Source organism: Streptomyces sp. B21-083, assembly GCF_036898825.1.
In the GTDB taxonomy this organism is placed as follows: domain Bacteria; phylum Actinomycetota; class Actinomycetes; order Streptomycetales; family Streptomycetaceae; genus Streptomyces.
The window spans coordinates 3,166,014-3,186,109 of sequence record NZ_JARUND010000002.1; the positions used below are offsets into that span (position 1 = coordinate 3,166,014).

The following is a 20,096-nucleotide window of genomic DNA, read 5'->3' on the forward strand; positions in this document are numbered from 1 at the left end:
GGCGACCATGTCAGAACCCCAATCGGGTGGTGGTGCCGAGCACCGAGTAGGTGGAGTCGTTGAGGACCCATCGGGTGTCGAGATCGGTCCGCGAGGCGAACAGGCCGAACTTGTGCTGGTTCTGCGTGATGGTTTCGGAGTAGCCCTCGATGGTGCAGGTCAGCGACGATGCCGGGGCTTCGGCGGGCAGCGAGGTGACGGTGAATGCGCTGGAGACGTCGGCGTCGAGGATCTGCCGGTAAGCGGTCAGCCCCAGCGTCGACGCTTCCAGGGGCACGGTCCGCAGCTCCGGCGGCGGGTCCGCGTACCGGGAGACGATCCAGTTCCCCCGGTCGACCATCGCCTCGTCCGTCATGGTGAACAGCTCAAGCGTCTGCTCATACGGCCCGTACGCGGCGATCGCCGCCTTGTCGGCGATCCGCGTCTGCGACCCGGTCGGCCGGGACAGCAGCAGCGTGTTGACCATCTTCTGGTCGTCGTCGGCGAGTTCGACCTCCCTCGTCTCCAGGTCCGCGTAGGCGACGGTGAAGGCAGGCACCGGGTTGCTGCGCAGCGAGCGGCCCTGGAACACCAACTGCGCCGACGAACGCGAGGAGATGAGCCGCCCGGCCTCGGTGCGCTCCACCTCCCGCATGTGGTCCAGTGCGCTGGAGCCGAGGCCGGCCTGCCGCACGATCTGGCTGAACCCGCTGCCCTGCGCGAGGACGGTCATGCCCACGTAGGACGCCAGGCGTGCGACTCGCAGGTCCGCGGTCTCCCCGGTGTGGTTGTTGAGGCCGGTGGTGTAGTGGGTGGCCAGGGTCGCCGTCGTCAGCGACGTCGTCGCGTACAGGGCGACGTGCGACACAGAGCCCTGCCACAGCTGGAACCCGTTCTGGCTGGCTCCGACGTGCAGGGTGTCCAAATTGACGAGGGTGAGGATCGCGGAGAACGTGCCGAGGCTGACCCCGTCGATCAGGATCTCTTTGGTCTCCGAGTCGTACACCAGGTGGTGCACACCGCCGTTGGCCAGGTCCACGGCGCCGACGGTGGTGGTGACGGCCCCGCCGGAAGTCGGGTTCCGGGTCTCGACGGTCAGGAACCCGGTGGCAGCGGCGAGGTAGAAGATGATGTAGCGGCCCTCGTCGGAGGTGAACACCGTCAGGATGTTCCGGCCCCGGGTGATCGTGTTGAACCAGCACTCGATCATGACGAAGTTCGTGACGGAGGCGTCGGTGAACGCCTCACCCAAAGTCGCCCGCAGGTACTTCCCGTTGGCGCTGTCGTCCGGCGTGAAAGTGGGCGCGTTCAGTGTGTCGGCCGGGCCGCCGCTGGAATCGAAGGTCAGGCTGCCGCCCGATCCCTTCTGCTGGATGGTCAGCGAGCTGGACCCGAGGACGCCGGATTCGTCGCCGGCACTCGTCGAGTCCGAGGTCTCGCCCATCGGGTAGTAGGCGAGCGGCCCGTCCAGCAGCACCTCCTGGATGAGCATCGGCCGCAGCGCCGGCGTGCGCGACAGCCGCTTGAAAACATCAGTGCAGGTGATCGACACCGTCGAGGACAGGCCCGTCCATTTGGTGGGCCAGTCGTTGACCATGCCGAAAAACCTGGGGTGGACCTGGGCGCCGTTGCTGTCGAAAGCCGTGGCGCTGCTGGCCGCCTCGATCTGGGCGGCGTCCACCCACACGACGTCACCGGCGGCGGGTGTACCGATCGCCCCGACACGCACCTGGTGGGAAGTCGACGTCGCGGTCCAGGACACGGTGAGCCGCTGGAACTGGTCGAACAGTGTGGACTGCGCGCCGGTCGTCACGTCCGCCACGGTCAGCCGTACAGGTGCGTCACCGGTCGGCACCCACACATAGGCGGAGAACGTGTACCGAGTGCCGATGTCCAGGCCGTAGATGACCGGGGAGGTCATCGTCTGGGACGCCACCGCACCCCACGTGACTTTCATTGCGGTCGCACTGTCCTGCACGTGCGTGGCGTCCGTGACCCGGGTCGGCGTGCCGGAGCTCACCCACTCCGACACACCCGACTCGAACGACGGGTTGGGCATGAAGTTCTTCGACACCGTGACGACCGACACCCGGATCGGCGCGTTCTTCCTCACGTTCGGGTAGTACGGGCTACCGGTCCGCGACGAAGTGAACCGACCGTCGGAGTTGTCCAGCACGAGGCTGCATGTGCTGGGCTGGGTCTCCGACTGCTCGGTCTGTGATCCCCGGTTGTCGATCCTGATGCCCGAGGATTGGATGTCGACGTACTGGGTGATGTCGGTCCAGGTGATGCTGCTGTCGGTGATCGTGTTCCCGAACCCGACCTCCACCGCACACCGCGTCATCGCGCCACCCCCCTACGCCAGTCCGAGGTCGGCGCCGCCTCGGGCGCGCTTGAACTCCAGCAGCACTGTCTGGATCTGCCGGCCGACCGCGACCGGATCCAGCACCGTGCCGTCGACGTGGATATGGATCTGCACCGGCCCCGCCCCGCCGCTGGCGGCGACGGCCGGACGACCGGCGACGGGACGCATCGCAGCCGCCCGCCCGGTCATCCGCCCGGCGACCGCCCGCATCGCACTGTCCACGTGCGGCAGTCCCTGCAGCACACCGACCGCCACACCCCGCGCGGTGTTGATGCCGTCCGGGATCATCTTCTTCGCGGGGCTCGCGATGCCGAGGGCCTTACGGAGTGCCTTCTGCATCGCGAGGGCGATCTTCTGCATCACCCGCTCAAGGTCCGCCTGCTGGGACTCCAGCCCCTTCAGGAAGCCCTTGCTGGCGTTCTTGCCCGCGTCATACAGGCGGTCCGCCCCTATCTCACCCAGACTCCGCGTGGCGGTGTCCAGCCCGTACTGGGTCTTGTTGATCGACGTCAGGGTGGCCTTGTCCGCTTCGGCGAGGGCCGCCGCGTAGGTGTAGCCCTCCTCGGGGCCCATGTCGAGGACCTGCCGCAGCAGCGTCTTGTTCAGGCCCCGGGCGGCCAACTTCTTGATGTACGCCGTGAACCGCCGGATCTTCGACAGCTTGTCGCCCATGGCCTTCTTGATGGTGCCGCCGGTCACGACGTTCAGCCCGAGACTCCCGAGCTGGGCGCCGCTGCGGGCGTTGCCCATCACGTTGCCCGCGTAGGCCTTGGCCTCTGCGATTTTCGCAGCGATCTTGTCCCGCCGGGCTGCGAGAGACAGCAGCCGGTTCGTCTGCGCGGTGACCATCTTGATGAGACCGGACTCTTTGCGCCCGGAGAAAGCTGCCCTGATGTCCTTCGCCAGGTCGGCCGCCGTCGAGCGGATCTTGTCGCGGGAACTTGTCAGTCCCACGATCAGGCCCCGGCCGGCGTCTTTCGCGAGCGCCGTGGTCTTCTTCGACGGCGACCGGATCTCCAGTTCCTCACGGATCCCCGCCGTGACCGCTGCCGCCATCTGTCGGGCCCCGGCCAGCACCAGGCCGGATGAGCCGGTCATCCCGCCGGCGAGGCCCTGCGCGACCGCTGCCCCGGCGCCGCCCACACCCTGGCCGTCGCCGAGCTTGTCGGCGTTGATGGCCTCGATCAGCGACCGGTACTTCGCCGTCGACCGGGCGTTGATCATGTACTCGCCGTTGGAGGCGTTGATGGGGATGCTGTCCGAGGTGCCCGTACCTGGGCCCTTGATCGGGCCGCCGCCGGGGAATCCGATCGGGCCGCCGGTCGCGTAGTCCCGCTTCGCGACCGGGACCTTGCTGCCCGACTGGACCGACGTGAACTTCGTGACGACGTAGGTGGTGGCCGTCTTGCCGTCCACGTTGTCGAGCTCGGCGCGGGCCCTGCGGATCTTCGCTTCGAGGTCCGAGATCTCCGCCCGGACCTTCGCCCTACGCGAGTCGGGTACCGAGGCCAGCTTGCCCTTGGCCGCCTTGAGCTTGGCGTCCAGGTCCTCCAGGTTGCCCTTGAGTTTGGCCGTCTTGTCGGGGGTCTTGAGGATCTGGTTCGCGAGCGACTGCGCTTCGGCCTTGGTCAGGCCCATCGCCTGTGCGGCCTCGATCAGCTTCGTGCGGCCTTTGGTGTAGATGCCGTTGACGGTCGCCCACGACGCACCGGACTCCCGCGCCGACGCGGTCGCCTCATCCGTTTTCGCGGCCAAGTCGTTGAGCGCGGTCGCCGCCGCCCGCGACTTCTCACCGGCCAGGTCCAGCTTCCCGCCGTGCATGTCGAGGACGCCGGCGTTCTCCTTGGCCGCCTTCGCCGCCGCGTCGATGGACGCCTCGAACCCGATCATCCCCGACAGGCCCTGGCGGTTCACATCGTTGAGCGCGACGATGCTCTGCCGCAGCCCGTCCGCAGACGCCTTCTGCGCGGCGAGCGCCGCCTGCGTCTTCTGCGCCTGCGCACCGAACAGTCCCTGCGCCTGGGCGGCGAGCTGCGCCTCGAACGCCTGGTCGGCGAGCGCCGCCTTGTAGTCGCCGAGCTCCGCGCGGAGTTCGGCGGTGGTCATGCCCTGTTTGCGCATGGACGCGGCGACCCGGTCGAACGCCTGCTTGGCGAGGTCCGCCTTGCCGCCCTGCACCAGTCCGGCGAGCGCCTTGTCGACCCCGTCGAGGTCTTCCTTCGCCTTCTTCACCGGCGTGGAGTCCATGCCGATCAGCGAGGTCAGAGTCTGCTGGATGCCCTCCGCATTGCTCGGACGGGCCAGCACGCGAAGCGAGTCGGCGAGACCGCCGAGGTCCTTGCCGTACGCCCGTGCAGCCTCGCCGCCCACCTTGCCGGTCTGTGCCAGCTTGCCCAGGCTGGTCGTCAGCCGGTCCACGTCCGGCGGCGCCTGCTCGCCCATGGCCGACAGTGAGCTCAGAGCGAGGACGAGCAGCCCAATGCCTGTGCCCGCCAGCGCGATCTTCGCGCCACGGGACAGCGCACCGATCGAGGCGGTCACCGCAGCCAGTCGGCCAGGCGCCGCCGCAGCGGCGGTCTGCATCGCAACAAGCTGGATCGCGAACCCGGCCAGAGCAGTCCGTGCCGCAGCCATGCCGAGCGCCGCCGCCTTCACGACTTTCAGGGCCAACGCCAGCTGCAGGAATGCGGAGATCGCCGACGGCGGCACCGCCGACACGAGGTGCGCCAGAACCCCGACCACATCGAGGAGTCCAACGCCAACGTCGGATCCCGCCTGCAGCACGTTGATGAGCGCGGTGCCCACGCTCGACAGGACGCCTGCGACCCGGGGCCCCTGGGCGGACGCCCAGGTCATGAACTTGGTGACGTTCCCGCCGACCTGCCCAGAGTCCGAGGTGCGCAGCAGGCGGATCAGCCCGTCGTTCGCCTTGGCCAGGGCGCCGGTCGCGAACCGGGTGAACTTGGAGTTGAGGCGGTCGAGGCCGGGGCTGGCCATCTCGCCGCCGAGGATGGTCATGAACCGGTCGGTCTCAGCGGCCGTGCCCTTCACCAGCCCACGGGTCTTGGGCAACATGGAGTTGGCGATGGCGACGCCCTTGATGAACGGCGCCATCGTGTCCTTGGCCAGCGAATCGGACCAGCCCTGGTACTCGTCCTTCAGGCCGGCCACGGCGACCGCCGCGCGGCGCGTCTCGGGCGGCATCTTCGCCATCAGGCGCAGGTACTCCTGCTGCGCGGCGACCGCCTCCGCGGAGGACGCCCCCGACTTGTCGACCGCGTCCTTCCACTTTTTCTGCGCCTCGGCCGCGTCCCCCAGCTTGGAGATCTGCGGGCCCAGCGCGGCACCCATCACCCCGAGGGCGACGGCGACCGCCCCGGCGCCGGCGGCGATCGGTGCCAGCGACGCGGCGGCCGGGATCGCGGCCGGGGCGAGCAGCAGCGTCGCCTTCTTGAGCTCGCCGAGCGCCTTGCTGCCGGCGTCGGAGTCCCGCTCAAGTCGGGCGAGGTTCCGGGTCGAGTTGTTGGTGAACCGGCGGACGGCCGCGTCACCGTTGATGGACATCGTCAGCAGGCGTCGCCCGAGCCGGTCGCTCGCGTCGCCCGCCCGGTCCAGCACCCGGGACAGCCGGTCGCGGCCGGTGAGGATGAAGTCCACTACTGCTCACCACCCTCTGCCTGCTGGGCCTGGTGTACGTCGATCCAGGCGATGTAGCTGTAGAAGTCGACGGCGGTCAGGTCGTCGACGACGGGGGCGGGGATGTGGCAGAGGTGGGCGAGGAGTCCGAGGTACTGGTCTCGGGCGACGTCGATGTCGGGCTCGGGCTCGGCGGCTCGCTCGGCTCGCCGTCCTCCTCCTCGCCCGGCACCTCCTGGTCCTCCTGGTCTTTTGGGTCCTTCGCCAGTTCGGCGATCAGCCGCTCGGCGTGCTCGGGGTCGTCGGCCGCCTGCGGCATCTCGCGCAGCGCGTGCGCGACCGATTCGCGCGTCATCTCCGGCTCGGTGCCGACGAGCCGGAACGCGCCGTCGATGTAGTCGGCGGCCTCCCGTGTGTCCAGCCGGGTGACCATCTCCTCGATCCCGGGGTCGAACTCCCCGAACCGCAACGACGGGTTACTCCGCTTCTTCAGGACCCACACGACGCCTCGCATCGCGTCCTGGTCCTCATCGCTGAGGCCCTCTTTGACCTCGGCCCACTTCATACCGACGGTGCGCTGCACGATCGACGCCTCGGACACCCGCAGGCTGCGGGCGTCGTACCGCTCGGGCTCGCCGCCCTCAGGGGTATAGATGATGATCAACTCTGGCTCCTATTCCAGCTTGCGGCGCACGTCGTCCACGACGCGCTCCATCTCACGAGTGATGCGGTCCTGGTGGGCGCGCACGGTCTTCTCCCAGAAGCCCCGGGAAGTGGTCTGCTGAGACCAGCGCTTCTTGTTGCCGAACACCGGGTGACGCAGACGGCCCAGATCGTTCAGCTGGTTCACGGCGCCGACGGGGATGTCCGGCGGCAGCAGTGACTTGTCCAGCCAGACACGCGCGCCGGGCGTACCGGTGGTGCGGACGCTGATTCGTACAGCAGCGGCGATGCTCGCGCGGAAGGGTCGGGTGGTCGGGGAGGGGCCGCCACGCTTGCCCGCCTTGCGCCCCTCCGAGCTGATGTTCAGGCCGCGGATTGTGGACTGCAGTTCGTCACGCAGAGGCTCGGCGGCCCGCCTCGCCCGCCGCTGCATCGAGGCGCGGATGTTCTCGTGGCCGGCCGCCCGCAGTCTGCGCTGCAGCTCGATGAGCTGGCCGGTGCCGAGGATCCGAATGTCCTGCACCACGGCGTCTCACCTCCACCGATCAGAGGGTGACGTCCGTGCTGATGTACTCGATCTTCGGCTGGTTGGTGCCGTCGAAGAAGCCGGTGAAGTTGAACGTCGGCTTGATCACTTCGAAGCCCTCGATCGACGGGGGCGCGTCGTCGAGCTTGATGGCGGGCAGGGTGATGCGGAACGTCTCCGCGTACGTGGACGCGATGATCGGTCCGATGCACTCGACGACCAGAGACGTCGCCGCGTCGGAGGTGTGCAGGTCGTCGAGCGTGGTCGCCACGTGGTCGGTCTCCAGCGACCCGCTGATCTTGACCAGGTCGTTGGTGATGGGTTCCTTCTTCAGCCCCGCCTGTCCGGCGTAGAAGCGGCCCACGTCCTGCGGACGCTCGATCTTCACGGACACCTTGCGGATACCGTCGAGTGCCGCCTCCGTGCCGAACGAGCCGCTCTTCACCGCGAGCTGGCCGAAGTGGAACGGGCTCTTGGTCGGGTACGAGGCGACGGCCAGGGTCTGCGTCTCGTCGCACGCCTTGCCGTCGATCTCCAGCGTGCACATCAGCATGCCGCCGACCTCGACGGAGAACTCCGCACTGATGATCTTGCAGCCGACGAAGCTCTTGTCGGTGACGGTGCCCGTCGTCAAGGGCACACCTTTTTGGATCGTCAAACTCTTGCCCGCGACATCGGCGAGGGTGTGGGTCTGCAGATAGGCGGTGGTCACGCCCTGCTGCACCGGGGTGACCGTGGTCCCCATCAGCGCCTGCAGGACGATCCCGAACGCCTTGTTGGGGACCTCCAGCTCGATGTTCCCCGCGGCCTCCCGCTGGGTGACCACACGCCGGGTGGACAGCGGCAGCAGCCGCCCCGCCGCGACACCGGAACTGGTTGCGGTGGTCTTCTTCTCGACCAGCGATTCCTTCGTGAACTCGGGGAACGTGGTCGGCGCGACGAACGTGCCGTAGCTGCTTTCGGTGGCCCAGCCGATCTGGCCGCCGAGACCGGATCCGATTGCCATGGATCAGCCCTCTTCCTTCTGCGGCTTGGCCGCGACCGTCTTCTTCGCCGCGGCCTTCACACCGGGCTCTTCCACGGGCTCCCAGTTCGCGCTCTGGCAGACGTAGCCCTCGAACCGTGCGTCGGGCACCTCGACGACCTCGTCCGGCTGGACGACCCGGTCCGGGCCGAGTTCGGGCACGGCCACCGGTTCCGGGCCCAGGTAGCGCACACGCGCCATGGCAGTACTCCTTCACAGGGGTTGGATCAGATACGGGCCCGGCAGGACACCGTGAACGCGAGACCCGCGACGGTGCCCTCGCTCTGGGCCTGCTGCAGGTTTCCGGCCGTCAGGTGCGCCCACAGCACCGTGCCGTTCAGCGTCGGAGCCGTCGGCGCGGCGTCGGTCGCGCGCAGCGCCTCCTCGACCACGGCGACCAGTTCGAACACCCGGGTGCGGCGCAGGGACATGTCCTTGTCGCCCGACCGGGACTCGGCGTAACACGAGATCTGGAAGTCCTCGTCGCGGGTACGTGCGCCGGCCGCGTTGAAGTTCTGCGTCAGCCCCACCGCTGCCTCCGCGCCGGGTGACCACCCCACGAAGATCATGTCTTTCACAGTGAGGTTCGTGGGTTCCGGGCCGTCGATGATGCGTACACCGGCCAGGGCGGGCGCCGCACGCAGGATGACCAGCAGGGCGGCCACTGCCGCCGGGACACGGGAGGTCGCCATCACAGCACCGCCGGGGCCCGCTTGTACGGCTCCAGCAGCTGCAGCACCCGGTTGGGGATCGCATACCCCCAGCCCGCGACGGGCTCGCTCACAGAGAAGTCGTCCCCGCCGCCGATCCCGGCCCCGGCCCGGGACGCCCCGTACTGGGTGCGCCACAGGTGCTGGACCATGATGCGGCCCGCCAGGTTCAGGGTGGCCGGGACCGTGCCGCGGCCCGCCTGATAGACGAAGCGAAGCGGGCCGTACAGCCGTCCGCCGTCCAGGCGGCGGACGATCCCGGTGGGCCCGTCGAGGTCCAGGTCCGCCACGTTGTAGCCCGCCCCGTTGGCCAGGACCGCGACGACACTCGTGAGTGAGACCGCGGGAGTCTCGCGAAGGACCAGGACCCGCGCCCCGCAGGCGGGGATGTCGTGGGTCTCGGTCACCGCCCGGTTCTCCACCGGGCCCACGTGGGCTTCGATGGCGGCCGTGACGCCGTCGACGTACACCTGCAGCTCGACGTCGTCCGTGGTCGTGGTGATGTCCAGCTGGGCCTTGGCTTCGGCCAGTGTCAGCAGTGCCATGACCGTCCCCTCAGGTGCGGGAGACGGGCAGGACGTTGGGGAAGCCCAGCAGGATCGACGCACCGTAGATGCCGCCGGTGGCGCCCGGCGTGACCGTGGTTACCGCACGCAGGTACCGGCTGGTGCCGGTGTAGCCGACCTCGTAGAGGGCGTCGTCGTTCGCGGCGGCGATGCTGGGCAGAGTGCCTTGGACGTCGCCGCTCGCGGCTGCCGTCCAGTTGGAATTGTCGTCGGACACTTCCAGGGTGATGGCGTGCGTTCCGTCGGTGACGGTCCCGGTGTGGACAAGGAGTGTTGCCGAGGCGAACCACTCGTTGGTGCCGGACGCCCCGGACAGCTGACGGTCCACCGCGGTGCCGTTGGCGGTGGCGTTGCGGGTGGCGATGGCCAGGGTCGCCTTGGCCCGGACGTGGTTGTAGACGCTGCGCTTCATGCCTCGTCACCCCCGTCGGCCTGCTTCTCGTCCGCCGGGTCCTGCGTGGCGGTACCGGTGTCCTTCGAGACGGCGGGCTTGCTCGCGGCAGCCTTCTTGGCCAGGGTCTTCGCCGCAGGCGGCTTCCCGGCGGGGGCGACGGCGATGGGGATGACGACCTCCTCGAAGAGTCCCTCGCGGCCTTCGAGAACGGGGTCGTGCGGGGCGACCAGGTCGCCCTTGACGATGCGCCGGTTGTCCGGCGCCCAGAACGTGTCCTTCGCGCGAAACATCGCAGCTCCTGGAACAAGGACGGGCACGGACGGCGGGGAGCCGGTCCGTGCCCGTCAGGGTGGGTGGGGATCAGGTGATGTCCAGGAGCCGGAACGCGTCGGCGTTGACCACGTCCGAGCCGACCCGCCAGTAGGCGAACCAGCCCGCCTCACCGGTCGGACGCCCGTTCGCGCCCTTGACCAGCGGCTCGTAAACCATCGTCATGCCGACCCGGTCGACGATGTAGAAGTTGCGGAAGTCGCCCAGCAGCAGCGAGTAGTTCTCCGCGCCAGCGTTGATGACGCCGTCCATCGCAGACGCCTCGTAGATCGGCGCGCCGAGCAGCTGCTCCGGCTGGCCCATACCGAGGTTCGCCCAGAAGCTGGAGCCGCCGGCGGTGTCGAACTGGCGGGTCTTGTTGATGATCGCCTTGTTCGCCATCCACGACGGCGACCCCGTCAGCCGGTAGCGCGGGGGGAGGGCCTGCTCGACGGCGTACACGTCAGCCACCGCGTAGGTGTCGGCCGTCGCCGACGCAACCACGGAGCCGCCCACCGCAGAGACGGCCGTGATGACGCCCTTGGGCTGGGTGGTGCCGTTGCCGGTGGCGAACGCGGTCGCCTCCAGGCGGTCCTTGGCGTCCGCCAGGAGCGGGCCGACCTCGGTACCGAACCCGGAGTCCGACAGGACCTCGAAGCTGCCCTGTACCCAGGCTGCCGCCTTCTTCGGCGTGATCGACGGCTGCGCGAACGTCGGGGACGCGTCGGCCGCCTGCCCGGACTCCGCGAGCCACTCGGCCGTCACCCCGGCGCTGGACACGCCGTTCCAGGTGTCGGTCGTGATGGTCTTGGTCGTCGCGACCTGCCGGAACGGGTTCGCCGATCCCGAGTTCGTCAGGATGATCGTCGGGTCGAGAGTGAACGGCACCAGGAAGCCGCCCGCCGAATCCGTCAGGGTCATCGCCCGGCGGTGCGCCTCGGCCATCTTGTACGCGACCTGCTCGTCGTCCTCCAGCAGCGCCGGGTTGCCGCCGTTGGCGAGCAGCGCCTCGAACGCGCGCATGTAGTCGTCCGAGCCGGTGAGCAGCAGGTGCTGCGACATCCGGCCGCGACGGTCCGCACGAACGAGCTTCTCGGCTCGCTCCTGCTGGTCCTCGGACATCAGCTCGCCCGCCAGCTCCACCGCGTACAGGGCGCGGGTACGCAGGTCGCCGACGACGTTGCGGTCGTGGACGTTCGCACCGCGGACGCGGTCGAGGTCCTGGTAGGGGTTGCCGCGGTGACGCAGGAACTCCGGGGCTTCGCCAGGGGTGCGCTCCTGCCCGCCCGGGACGAGGGCTGCCGCGCGGACGGCCTCCACCCGCTCCTCGTGAGCGAGCTGCTCGGTGTAGGCCTCCTGCGCGGTGTCGAACTCTCCGAGGAGTTCGGTCGCCCGGGACGCCTGGTCGTCGGTCGGCTCCTCGACCTCTTCCAGCTCCAGCAGCTCCGTGCGGATCGCCTCAAGCGACTCCTTGAGCTTGAGGGACTTCTTCGCCTTCTTGGTGGTGGTCACTGGGCCCTCCTGGCCATGATCTCGGCACGGGTCTTGGCCCATGCGATCTTCTGCCGAGCGGAGTGCCCTTGGGGCGGGTCCTCGGCGGCGGGGCCCGGGTTGGGGTCGCCGTTGGCCGGCGGGCCCGCGGGAGGCTCGCCAGAAGGCGAGTCCAGCGGGGTGCCGGTCCGAAGCATGTCGACGAGCCGTTCACGCTCGTCGGGGGGAAGGTCCGCGAGCAGGCGCGCGGCCTGCTCGGCGCGGACGCCCACCACGGCGGCATCCGGGTAGGCGGGGAACGGGGTGGGCCCGTACTCCCGCAGCGCGACTTCCTGGCGCCGCACGGTGCGCAGCTTCCCGCCCGCATCCGCCCGCCAGCCGCCACGGGGTGGCCGGCCGGGGTCGGAGCGCAGGAACCCGCCGCTGAACGACTGCGCGGTGATGGAGCCCTCGCGGATGTTCTCCAAGACCTCATCGGCCAGCTCGGTGCGGTTGTAGCGGGTCACCGTGAGCAGACCGCGACTGTCGGCCTTGATCTCCACCGGCGCCCCGATCGGCATCGCCCCGCGCTCCGACGGCGTACCGAACAGGGTCCGCCCGTGGTTGTAGAGCACGCCCACACGCCAGTTGGTGCGGCTGCCCGCCGGCGCCAGCTGGCTCAGGGTCCGCTCGAACGCGCGGCGGTCGATGACCTCGTTGTAGTGGCCGTCCTGGTCGTGGATCTCCGACGGGGTGTCGAACACCGCGGCGTAGGCCTCGACTGTGCGGCCGTCCCCGCCGGCGCGGACACGGATGTCCTCCAGCGGGAAGCTGCGAGTGAATGCTTCCATCACGGCTCCTGCGTGGGCTGTGGGGCGGTCTGGGACGGGAGAGAGCCGGGCTTCTGCAACTGCACGGAGTACAGGCCGGTGTGCTTCAACAGGGCGAAGTCATCGGCCTCGACGGCCGCGACGACGGAGTTGGGCTCGAACCCGGAGTCGAGGAGCTGGCGGATCGTCCGGGACTTCACGCCCTGGATGTCAGCGGCGTCCTTGCTGTCCTCGCGCAGGAACGCCACATCCCGCTCGTCGTACCAGAGCTCCGCGCCAGCGGGGACGTCGATCAGGGTGGACAGGGCGCCCGCGGCCTCCCGCCACAGCGGGCGCATCGTGGCGTCCGCGAACCGGCGCCGCGCGGCCGTGTAGTTGCCCGCGTTCAGGGAGGACCCTGCCAGACCCTCGGAGAAGCCGACGATGGACGGCGGCACCCCGGCCGCCGCCGCGAGCCGCGATTCCCCGGCACCCTGAGTGACCTTGAAGTCCAGCTGGTGCAGATCCTTGCCCGCCACCGTCACATCGGCGCCGCCGCCCAGGTACAGCGTGCTGTACGCCTTGTCGACGCCGACGTGCGCGGCGTCCATGGCCGCCTTGAACTTCGCGAAGTTCTCCGGGGTGATCTCCTTGTCGTAGGAGACGACCAGCTGCGGGGTGGCCCCGTTCTCGAAGAACTTCAGCTTGTGCGTGGTCGCCGCACTGTCGGCGGTGATCTCGCGGACCACCGGGGTCAGCCACGACATACCGCGGAAGTGGAACTCCGGATCGGGGATCGGGGCGAAGTGCGCGACCTGCTCGGGCAGCAGGAACACCGGGTTGGCCCAACTGCCCTGAGGCGCGTACCCGTAGCCGATCAGGTCGCCGTCGATGGCGTCCCCGGCGAGGTGCGGCTCCTCCTCCGACGCGGTCACGATGATGACCCAGTCCGGGCGCAGCCGCTTGAGGCGGCCCGGGTTGTAGTTGGTGACGAAGCCGTTGCCGTTGAGGTCGCCGTCCTGGATGAACCGGGACAGCAGCTTGCCCGTCGTCCCGCCCGTCCACGGCGCCTCCAGCGGCGCCAGCGCGGCCGTACCGAACAGTTCCCCCGGCCGGCCGTTACGGATCTGCCGGAACTGGAAGCGGGCCTCGGAGAACACCAGCTGACGCACCAGCATCAGCGCGAAGACCGGCCCGTTGCGCTTGTACGCGTACCGGACCGCGGCCTCGAAGTCCCACGCCGAGGAACGCTCCTCACCACCCGAGGGGCGTCCCATACCGAAGTAGGTGTTGCCGCCCGTCGACCAGGACGCATCATCGAGCGCCGAGGCCAGGTCGAAGCGCCTAAACGCGCGCTGCAAGAGGTTCACGTCGGCTTCGCCCCCTCGCGACGGTCCTCCATCAGTACGACCGTCACGCCGGGCGGCGAGGCCTGCCAGGCGGTCACCTGGTAGTCGACCTGCCCGGCGATGGTGATCCGGTCGCCGTGCACCTGCAGGGCGTGTTCGCAGGCCTGCGCGATCACCTCCAGCGAGATGCTTGTGATGCGCGGGGCGTGCAGGACCTCGATCCCGCCCGGAACCCTGCGCATCGTCAGCTCACCGTCCACGGCCGCCTCCTGTGCTGTCGCTCTTGTCCACGTCGACCAGCAGCAGGAACGAGGCCGCGGCCACGACGCCGCCCGCCATCAGGGCCCAGCCCGTCCCGAACTCGACTGCGACGCCTGCGGCTGTCGTCAGACAGCCGCCCGCGTAGCCGAGCCGGGACCAGGACAGGGCCGTCACCTTCCGCACACGCCCCAGCCGCGCCCACACCGTGGAGGCGGCCTTCCGTGTGCGCTTCAGTCGTAGATCGCCCACGGCAGTGCTTCCTCCGCCTTCTCCTCGATCTCGGCGCTCAGCCCCCACTTGGCGAACGTCGCTGCCATGAGCGGGCTGATGTCGACGTTCACGCCGCGCCTCGCCCACGCCCACGCCTCGCCCAGCGGACGCGTCTGTGCGCCCGCCAGAGCCGACGCGAGCGGCGCCTCGTCGAGATGGGACAGGGCCTGCTCCGTGACCGCGTCGTAGAACTGGCCGCACGCCTGCGCGACCTGACGGGTCTTCGGCTTCACCACCGTGATGCCCAGCCCGTTCTCCTCGTCCTCCAGATCGGGGATCAGCGACCCGGCGGGGCCGCCTTCGTCGACGACCCAGCAGCGCGGCTTCCACTTCGCGTGCAGCTCCTTGGCGCGCTCGACGATCCACCCCGTGCCGGGACGGTGCTCGACCACCTCGACGTGGACGCCGCCGCGCCAGTAGCCCGCCACGCAGATCGCCGCGTGCGACCGCTCGGGCGTCATGTCGATGGAGAACGACACCGGGTCCGAGGGACGTGAATCCGAGGCCGCCAGGGCCCGCCACGCCTCCTCACCGATGACCTGCCACGTGTCCGCCGTGTCGGACGGGTACTCGCCCACGCCGAGCCTCTCCCGCGCGTACAGGAAGTCGCCCATGGTCAGGCGCCGATGCATGCTCTTCTCGACCTGGAGCCGGTAGCCGACGGCAGGGTTGGACTTGAGCAGTGCTTCCACGGAGGCGATGTCGTCGTGCTGGTCACAGTCCGCCGGGCACTCGTCCACGTGCGGATCGATCGACCACTCCAGATAGGCCAGCACCGGATCCGGTACTCCGCTCTGCAGGGCAGCCAGGGCCCTCCTACGGAGACGACCCATCTGCTGAGACGGCCCCCCGATACCCGCGCTGCCCAGGTACCACAGCTGGCTGTTCGCCACCGCGTCCGTGGTCGGCGCCAGCGCGGACATCGCGTCGTCGCCGAGGATCATGCACTCGTCGAAGATGACGCAGTCCGCCGTGAAACCTCGGCCCGAACCGCGCGAGCGAGCGACGTACCGCACCTCGCGGCCGTCGTGCAGCTCTACCCCTTCACGCCCAACGGTCTTGTGGTACGCCTTGACGCGTTTATGCAGGTCAGGGCACCCACGGATGAGGCGCTCGATGCGCTTCATCGTGTTCATCGCGGTCTTGAACTCGTGGGCGGAGACCAGGATCCCCTGCTCGCCACCAATGAACAGGCCCCACAGCACCCGCGCTTCGATGATCGCGCCCTTGCCGTTCTGGCGCGGGATGTTGACGCAGACCTCGTCAGCCGACCAACTGCCGTCCGGCTTCTCGCCCATGCCGACCCGCAGCACGTACTGCTGCCACGGGTCCAGCTCCAGCCCCGCCCTGGCCGCAAGGTCGACCGCTTCCTGGCCTGCGCTGGACACCGACGGGGTCGCCGCCTGGATCGGAGGCTCCTGCCAGCCGTACAAGGGGCCGTCAGCCGCTCGCGGATTGATGGTCGGCGCCGGCGCGGCGCTTCGCTCGTCGCTCAGCAATGTCATCGACGACGTCCCCCTTCGTCTCGACGGGGGCGAGCTTGCGGAGGTCGGACATGATCGGCCGCAGCTTGTCGGCGAGGACCGCCTTCGCGGTCGGCGCATCGGTCTCGTCGATCGCCTTGGCGAGCGCGCGGGCGACAGCGGCCATGCCGGGCGACGACTCGTCGGCATGAAGATCGTCAAGCTCCGTCGCGATGCTCTCGGCGACGTCCACGAGCACCTCCACTAATTCACTCGAACCGAGTTCGCGGAAATAGCAGAGCTAACACAGCGTCACGTCACGCGGGGTGACGCTGCTAAAACACTCGAACCGAGTTCGCGCGAATTGGTCTTTCAAAACGGCCGCGCAAAAAATCGGGCGAGAAGGGCGTTTGGGTCGCCCGGGAAGGGCTCCCCGTCAGCCCATGGCCCCCCTCCCGTGAGGGTGCGAGGACTCGGTCACCAGGCCCGTGACGCCTGCGGCATCGCTCCTCGTGACCGGGTGGGCCGGGAGTTGTACCAGCGGGTGGCGACCCTCTTCATGTCGGGGTCGCGCATGGCTTCGATGCGTTGCATGACGATGTCGCGGCCCGGGTCGACGGTGATGACGCGGGCGTCGAGGCGCTTGTACTTCGCGCGGGCCTTGGCGCTGGGCATCGTGTGGATCAGGTAGACATCGACCTTGTCGCGCACCGTGATGGCTTCGTCGATGGCTGCGTAGCGGGCGCGGTGGGCGACGCGTAGGTGGATCGGGTCCTGGTTCCAGGTGGGTGCGCCGGGACCGGTGAGTGCGCGGGTGATGCGGTCGAGGTCGATGACGATGTCTCGCGCGGTGGCGTGCGCGTCGATCCACGACGACTTGCCTGAGGCCGGCGGGCCCGTGACGACGTACAGCACGGGGCGTCACCTCCCAGGCAGGCCGCGCTTCTCCTGCTCAGCCCGGAGCTGAGCGGTCAGATCCCTGAGGCTGCGCAGCATCGACTCCTTGAGCTTCTGCTCCAGCCAGCGAGTCACAGCCCGGGAGCTGGCGTCGGATGTGCTCGACATGGTCACCACCTCCGTGAGGCTCGCTGTGGTGCCGCCTTGGGCCGCACGGTGGTGCGGTTGCCGCGGCTGCTGTTGCACCGTCGGTGTGCTGAGCGGGCGTTGGCGGGGTCGGTGAGGTTGCCGCCTCGGCTGAGCGGGACGAGGTGGTCGAGGGTGAAGGCGAGCGGGTGGGTGCGGCCGTCGACGTTGGTGGGGATGTTGTGGCCGCAGATCCAGCAGGGTTCACCGAGGCGCTTCTGTGCGGCGACGAGCCGGCGGTAGGGGCGCCCGTTGCGGATACCGGCCATCGCGCCCCCTGGGACTACAGGTCGCCGAGGACGTCCTTGCGGGCTGCTGCGGCCTTCCGGTTGAGGGCGCCGGTCATGCGGAAGAGGGCGACGGTGAGGGCGAGGAAGCCGGCGACGAGGAGCACCTGGGTGATGACGCTGAGGACGGGCACGGTGCGGGTGGCCATGGCGATGATGGTCAGGATGATGGTGCCGCAGATCCAGGCGAACCAGATGCGGAGTTTCTCGACGCGCACGGCGGTCTGGATGTCTCTGTAGTCGCTCATGGTCCCCCCAAGGACGCTCGATGCTGAGGGGCATCATGCGCGCCCTGGGGGGCGGGTGTGGCCGCTGTGGCTGTCCTGTGACACGACGGAGCCCCCAGCCGGGGGGATTGGCTGGGGGCTCGTCGTGCGTATGTGGCGTCTGGGCATGCCGGACGCCCTTGAAGTGTTACAGCCTGCTGGTTAATGGGTCAAGCTGCGTTGGCCGTTAGGCGGGCTTGGAGTTCGTGCAGGTCGATGAGGGCGCGGCCTGCGTGGTCGTGGCCGTGGTGGGTGAGCTTGCCGCGGTGGAGCCAGACGCGGATGGTGCCGGGCTGTATGCCGGTGGCTGCGTGGGCGGCGTAGGGGTCGACGAGGACGGGCTGCTGCATGGCCCCATGATGCGCCAGGGAGGGAGGTTGTGGGGGCTCCGGAGAGGCCGCCTGCGGGGGTTGGGCTGACCCCTGCAACCGGCCTCCCTGCCTCCCTGAACACCCTGTTCCCCCTGGTCATAGCGGGTTTGGGTGGCCGGGGAGTTGTTCGGGGAGAACTCCCCGGGCCCTCGCGGCTCCCTCTATGCCGCGTCGCGGTCGGCGATGGCGTCGATGACCTTCTTGCGGTCGACGACCATGACGCCTTCGCTCTTGTGCGGCTCGGCGCCGAAGCCTTCCAGGAACTCCTTGAGGTCGCCGTACTTCCACTCTCCGTAGTACGCCTCGTTGCGGGTGCGGAGCCCGTGGAGGACGTCCTGGGTGCGCATGCGGGGCGTCTTCCCGAGGGCGGCGAGGATGTCGGCGAGGGGGTCGACGTCCTGGACGGCCTCCAGGCGGTGGACGGTGGCCACGCCGTTGCGCAGTTGCTTGGCGCGCTCGGCGATCTCCTTGGCGGGGTCGGTGTCGATGAAGTGGGTGCGGACGGTGATGGAGGCTTCGCCGGCGGGGATCTGGATGCCGTCGGAGGCGACGACGACGGTTCCCTTGTCGAGGCCCTGGCGGAGCAGGTGGGGTGCGGCGCCGCCGTCGACGGCCTTGTCGCCGAGCGCCATCTTGGCCTGCGACTCGGTGCCGACGACGAGGGAGGCGCGGGTGTGGGCGCCCTCGCGCACCAGCTTGGGAAGGTTCTCGTCGGTGGGGTCCTGGGTGCCCTGCCACAGGGTGACGTTGACGGCGCGGCCCTGGTTGTGGAGGCGTCGGCAGGCCATGAAGTACCTGCTGGTGGCCTTCTTCCCGCCGTAGGGCAGCTTGTTGTCGTCCTTGAGCGGGTTCATGAACGCGACCTGCGCCTCGTCGACGATGACGACGAGCGGGTCATGGACGGTGCCGGCCGGGGCCTGGAGGCGGGTCTCCATCTCCTTGACCGCGGCCTCGACCATCTCGGTGACGGCGCATGCGTGTTCGTCGGTGGGGCCCTCGATGAGTACGGCGGCGAGGCCCATGAACATGCGCCAGTCGCCGATGCCCTTCAGGTCGCCGATCCAGAACTCGACGGTCGGGTCGAAGGCCAGCCAGAGGGCGATGGCGCGCAGAGAGGCGGTCTTGCCCTGGTTGGACAGGCCTGTGATGAGCATGTGGCGCTGGTAGACGCTGAGGGCGACGGCGTCACCGCGCAGCGACTGGCCCCAGGGGGCGCGTCCGGTCTTGTACTCGGCGCGGACGTCGGGGTCGGTGACCAGCGGGGACGGGCCGATGGGCTCGTCGAGGGCGCCGGAGTCGGCGATCCACAGGCGGACGGTGCGGGCCGCTTCGGGGATGTTGATGAACACTTCGTGCTCGTGCCGGTTGAGGTTCTCCGCGAGCTTCTTGCGCCGCTGCTGGATCTCCTCGGTGGAGACGCCGGTGGGCAGGGTGACGTCGAGTTCGACGCCGCAGCCTGCGATGACGATCGGGGAGAGCATGGCGGCGCCGACGTCGCCCATGGCTTCGATGGACTTGCGCAGGGCGGAGATGCCCAGGTCGCGGAACGCGGTGACGACGACGGACGGGGTGATGGGGCCGCCGACGTCGCGGACTTGTACGGGGAGCGCCCACTGGGGGGCGGTGTGGCGCTGCTGGCCGATGGCCCAGACGGCGGCGAGGGCGATCCATGGTGTTGCGGTGAGCGCGGGCCCCCAGACGATGCCTGCGATGAGCGCGGCCCAGCGCACGAGTTCGATGACGGCTTCGAGGGGGGCGAGGACGTCGGTGATGTCGTGGTTGGCCCAGGCGAGGAGGACGCCGAGCATGAGCAGGACGCCGCCTGTTCCGACGGTGGCGGAGGCGATGGCCTTGGGTGCGTTGAGAGCGAGTTGCAGCATGTCCATGCGCCTGCGGTGGCGGGCGGCGCGGAATTGGTGGCCGCGGGCCTCCCATTCCTTGACCTCTTCGAGGAGGCCGGCGGCTTCGGCGGCGCGGATCATGCGCTCGTACCGGGACGCTGTCCGGCCTTCCCAGGTGCGGCGGGTGACGACGCGGGTTCCGCCGAGGACGTAGGAGCCGTGCCGGACGATCAGGCGTCCTGTGGTGCGGACGCGTTCGTCGGCGAGGGCTGCTTTGGCGATGCGGAGGTAGCGGGCGCGGCGCCGTTCGGGACGCGTGGAGGACGCGGGGATTGTGGGGGCGTCCTGGGTGTCGGCGGGGGCGTCCGGTGGCGTCTTGATGAGGGCGACGGTCATGCTGTGTTCTCCGGTCGTTCGTTGGGCGGTCCGGGGCCCAGGGACGGCGACGGCTTGG

23 protein-coding genes are annotated in these 20,096 nt (G+C 69.3%); all 23 read right to left on the reverse strand.

The window, feature by feature from the left end; all coding sequences use genetic code 11:
* Nucleotides 1-10: 10 nt before the first annotated feature.
* On the reverse strand, nucleotides 11-2,323 hold the full coding sequence (locus tag QA861_RS38120) for a carbohydrate binding domain-containing protein (RefSeq protein WP_334593361.1): 2,313 nt from the start codon (nucleotides 2,321-2,323) through the stop codon (nucleotides 11-13).
* Between the two features lie 12 nt (nucleotides 2,324-2,335).
* The gene (locus tag QA861_RS38125; protein ID WP_334593362.1) at nucleotides 2,336-6,001 is read right to left on the reverse strand and encodes a hypothetical protein; all 3,666 of its coding nucleotides are present in this window, start codon (nucleotides 5,999-6,001) and stop codon (nucleotides 2,336-2,338) included.
* 76 nt (nucleotides 6,002-6,077) lie between these two features.
* Complete coding sequence (locus QA861_RS38130; protein ID WP_334593363.1) at nucleotides 6,078-6,644, reverse strand: hypothetical protein; 567 nt, start codon at nucleotides 6,642-6,644, stop codon at nucleotides 6,078-6,080.
* A gap of 9 nt (nucleotides 6,645-6,653) precedes the next feature.
* Nucleotides 6,654-7,169, reverse strand: coding sequence for a hypothetical protein (locus QA861_RS38135; protein WP_334593365.1), 516 nt, complete (start codon nucleotides 7,167-7,169; stop codon nucleotides 6,654-6,656).
* 19 nt (nucleotides 7,170-7,188) lie between these two features.
* A complete protein-coding gene (locus tag QA861_RS38140) occupies nucleotides 7,189-8,175 on the reverse strand; it encodes a phage tail tube protein (RefSeq protein ID WP_334593366.1) in 987 nt (328 codons plus the stop codon).
* 3 nt (nucleotides 8,176-8,178) lie between these two features.
* Nucleotides 8,179-8,394, reverse strand: coding sequence for a hypothetical protein (locus tag QA861_RS38145; protein ID WP_334593367.1), 216 nt, complete (start codon nucleotides 8,392-8,394; stop codon nucleotides 8,179-8,181).
* A 26-nt stretch (nucleotides 8,395-8,420) separates the two neighbouring features.
* A complete protein-coding gene (locus QA861_RS38150; RefSeq protein ID WP_334593369.1) occupies nucleotides 8,421-8,885 on the reverse strand; it encodes a hypothetical protein in 465 nt (154 codons plus the stop codon).
* Nucleotides 8,885-9,448 carry a head-tail connector protein gene (locus tag QA861_RS38155; RefSeq protein WP_334593370.1) on the reverse strand — a complete coding sequence of 188 codons (564 nt, stop codon included), beginning with the start codon at nucleotides 9,446-9,448 and terminating at the stop codon, nucleotides 8,885-8,887. Before QA861_RS38155 ends, QA861_RS38150 begins: the two co-directional genes overlap by 1 nt.
* A 10-nt stretch (nucleotides 9,449-9,458) precedes the next feature.
* Nucleotides 9,459-9,881, reverse strand: coding sequence for a hypothetical protein (locus QA861_RS38160; protein WP_334593371.1), 423 nt, complete (start codon nucleotides 9,879-9,881; stop codon nucleotides 9,459-9,461).
* Nucleotides 9,878-10,153 (reverse strand): hypothetical protein, encoded by a 276-nt coding sequence (locus tag QA861_RS38165; protein ID WP_334593372.1) that lies wholly within the window; start codon nucleotides 10,151-10,153, stop codon nucleotides 9,878-9,880. Before QA861_RS38165 ends, QA861_RS38160 begins: the two co-directional genes overlap by 4 nt.
* A 70-nt stretch (nucleotides 10,154-10,223) precedes the next feature.
* Nucleotides 10,224-11,684, reverse strand: a complete 1,461-nt coding sequence (locus QA861_RS38170) for a phage major capsid protein (RefSeq protein WP_334593373.1) — start codon at nucleotides 11,682-11,684, stop codon at nucleotides 10,224-10,226.
* Nucleotides 11,681-12,493 carry an HK97 family phage prohead protease gene (locus QA861_RS38175; protein WP_334593374.1) on the reverse strand — a complete coding sequence of 271 codons (813 nt, stop codon included), beginning with the start codon at nucleotides 12,491-12,493 and terminating at the stop codon, nucleotides 11,681-11,683. Before QA861_RS38175 ends, QA861_RS38170 begins: the two co-directional genes overlap by 4 nt.
* Nucleotides 12,493-13,821 (reverse strand): phage portal protein, encoded by a 1,329-nt coding sequence (locus QA861_RS38180; protein ID WP_334593376.1) that lies wholly within the window; start codon nucleotides 13,819-13,821, stop codon nucleotides 12,493-12,495. Before QA861_RS38180 ends, QA861_RS38175 begins: the two co-directional genes overlap by 1 nt.
* Nucleotides 13,818-14,060, reverse strand: coding sequence for a hypothetical protein (locus tag QA861_RS38185; protein WP_334593378.1), 243 nt, complete (start codon nucleotides 14,058-14,060; stop codon nucleotides 13,818-13,820). Before QA861_RS38185 ends, QA861_RS38180 begins: the two co-directional genes overlap by 4 nt.
* On the reverse strand, nucleotides 14,050-14,310 hold the full coding sequence (locus QA861_RS38190; protein WP_334593379.1) for a hypothetical protein: 261 nt from the start codon (nucleotides 14,308-14,310) through the stop codon (nucleotides 14,050-14,052). Before QA861_RS38190 ends, QA861_RS38185 begins: the two co-directional genes overlap by 11 nt.
* A complete protein-coding gene (locus tag QA861_RS38195) occupies nucleotides 14,292-15,836 on the reverse strand; it encodes a terminase large subunit domain-containing protein (protein WP_334593381.1) in 1,545 nt (514 codons plus the stop codon). Before QA861_RS38195 ends, QA861_RS38190 begins: the two co-directional genes overlap by 19 nt.
* Nucleotides 15,772-16,047, reverse strand: a complete 276-nt coding sequence (locus QA861_RS38200; RefSeq protein WP_334593382.1) for a hypothetical protein — start codon at nucleotides 16,045-16,047, stop codon at nucleotides 15,772-15,774. The genes QA861_RS38195 and QA861_RS38200 overlap by 65 nt, the downstream gene beginning before the upstream one ends.
* 224 nt (nucleotides 16,048-16,271) lie before the next feature.
* The gene (locus QA861_RS38205) at nucleotides 16,272-16,709 is read right to left on the reverse strand and encodes an AAA family ATPase (RefSeq protein WP_334593383.1); all 438 of its coding nucleotides are present in this window, start codon (nucleotides 16,707-16,709) and stop codon (nucleotides 16,272-16,274) included.
* 6 nt (nucleotides 16,710-16,715) lie between these two features.
* Nucleotides 16,716-16,859: a hypothetical protein gene (locus QA861_RS38210; RefSeq protein WP_334593384.1), complete on the reverse strand. Its 144-nt coding sequence runs from the start codon at nucleotides 16,857-16,859 to the stop codon at nucleotides 16,716-16,718.
* A gap of 2 nt (nucleotides 16,860-16,861) precedes the next feature.
* Nucleotides 16,862-17,146, reverse strand: coding sequence for an HNH endonuclease (locus QA861_RS38215; RefSeq protein WP_334593385.1), 285 nt, complete (start codon nucleotides 17,144-17,146; stop codon nucleotides 16,862-16,864).
* Between the two features lie 14 nt (nucleotides 17,147-17,160).
* Nucleotides 17,161-17,412, reverse strand: coding sequence for a hypothetical protein (locus tag QA861_RS38220; protein WP_334593386.1), 252 nt, complete (start codon nucleotides 17,410-17,412; stop codon nucleotides 17,161-17,163).
* A gap of 188 nt (nucleotides 17,413-17,600) precedes the next feature.
* Nucleotides 17,601-17,780, reverse strand: coding sequence for a hypothetical protein (locus QA861_RS38225; protein ID WP_334593387.1), 180 nt, complete (start codon nucleotides 17,778-17,780; stop codon nucleotides 17,601-17,603).
* Between the two features lie 182 nt (nucleotides 17,781-17,962).
* Nucleotides 17,963-20,038 (reverse strand): P-loop NTPase family protein, encoded by a 2,076-nt coding sequence (locus tag QA861_RS38230; RefSeq protein ID WP_334593388.1) that lies wholly within the window; start codon nucleotides 20,036-20,038, stop codon nucleotides 17,963-17,965.
* Nucleotides 20,039-20,096 lie beyond the last annotated feature (58 nt).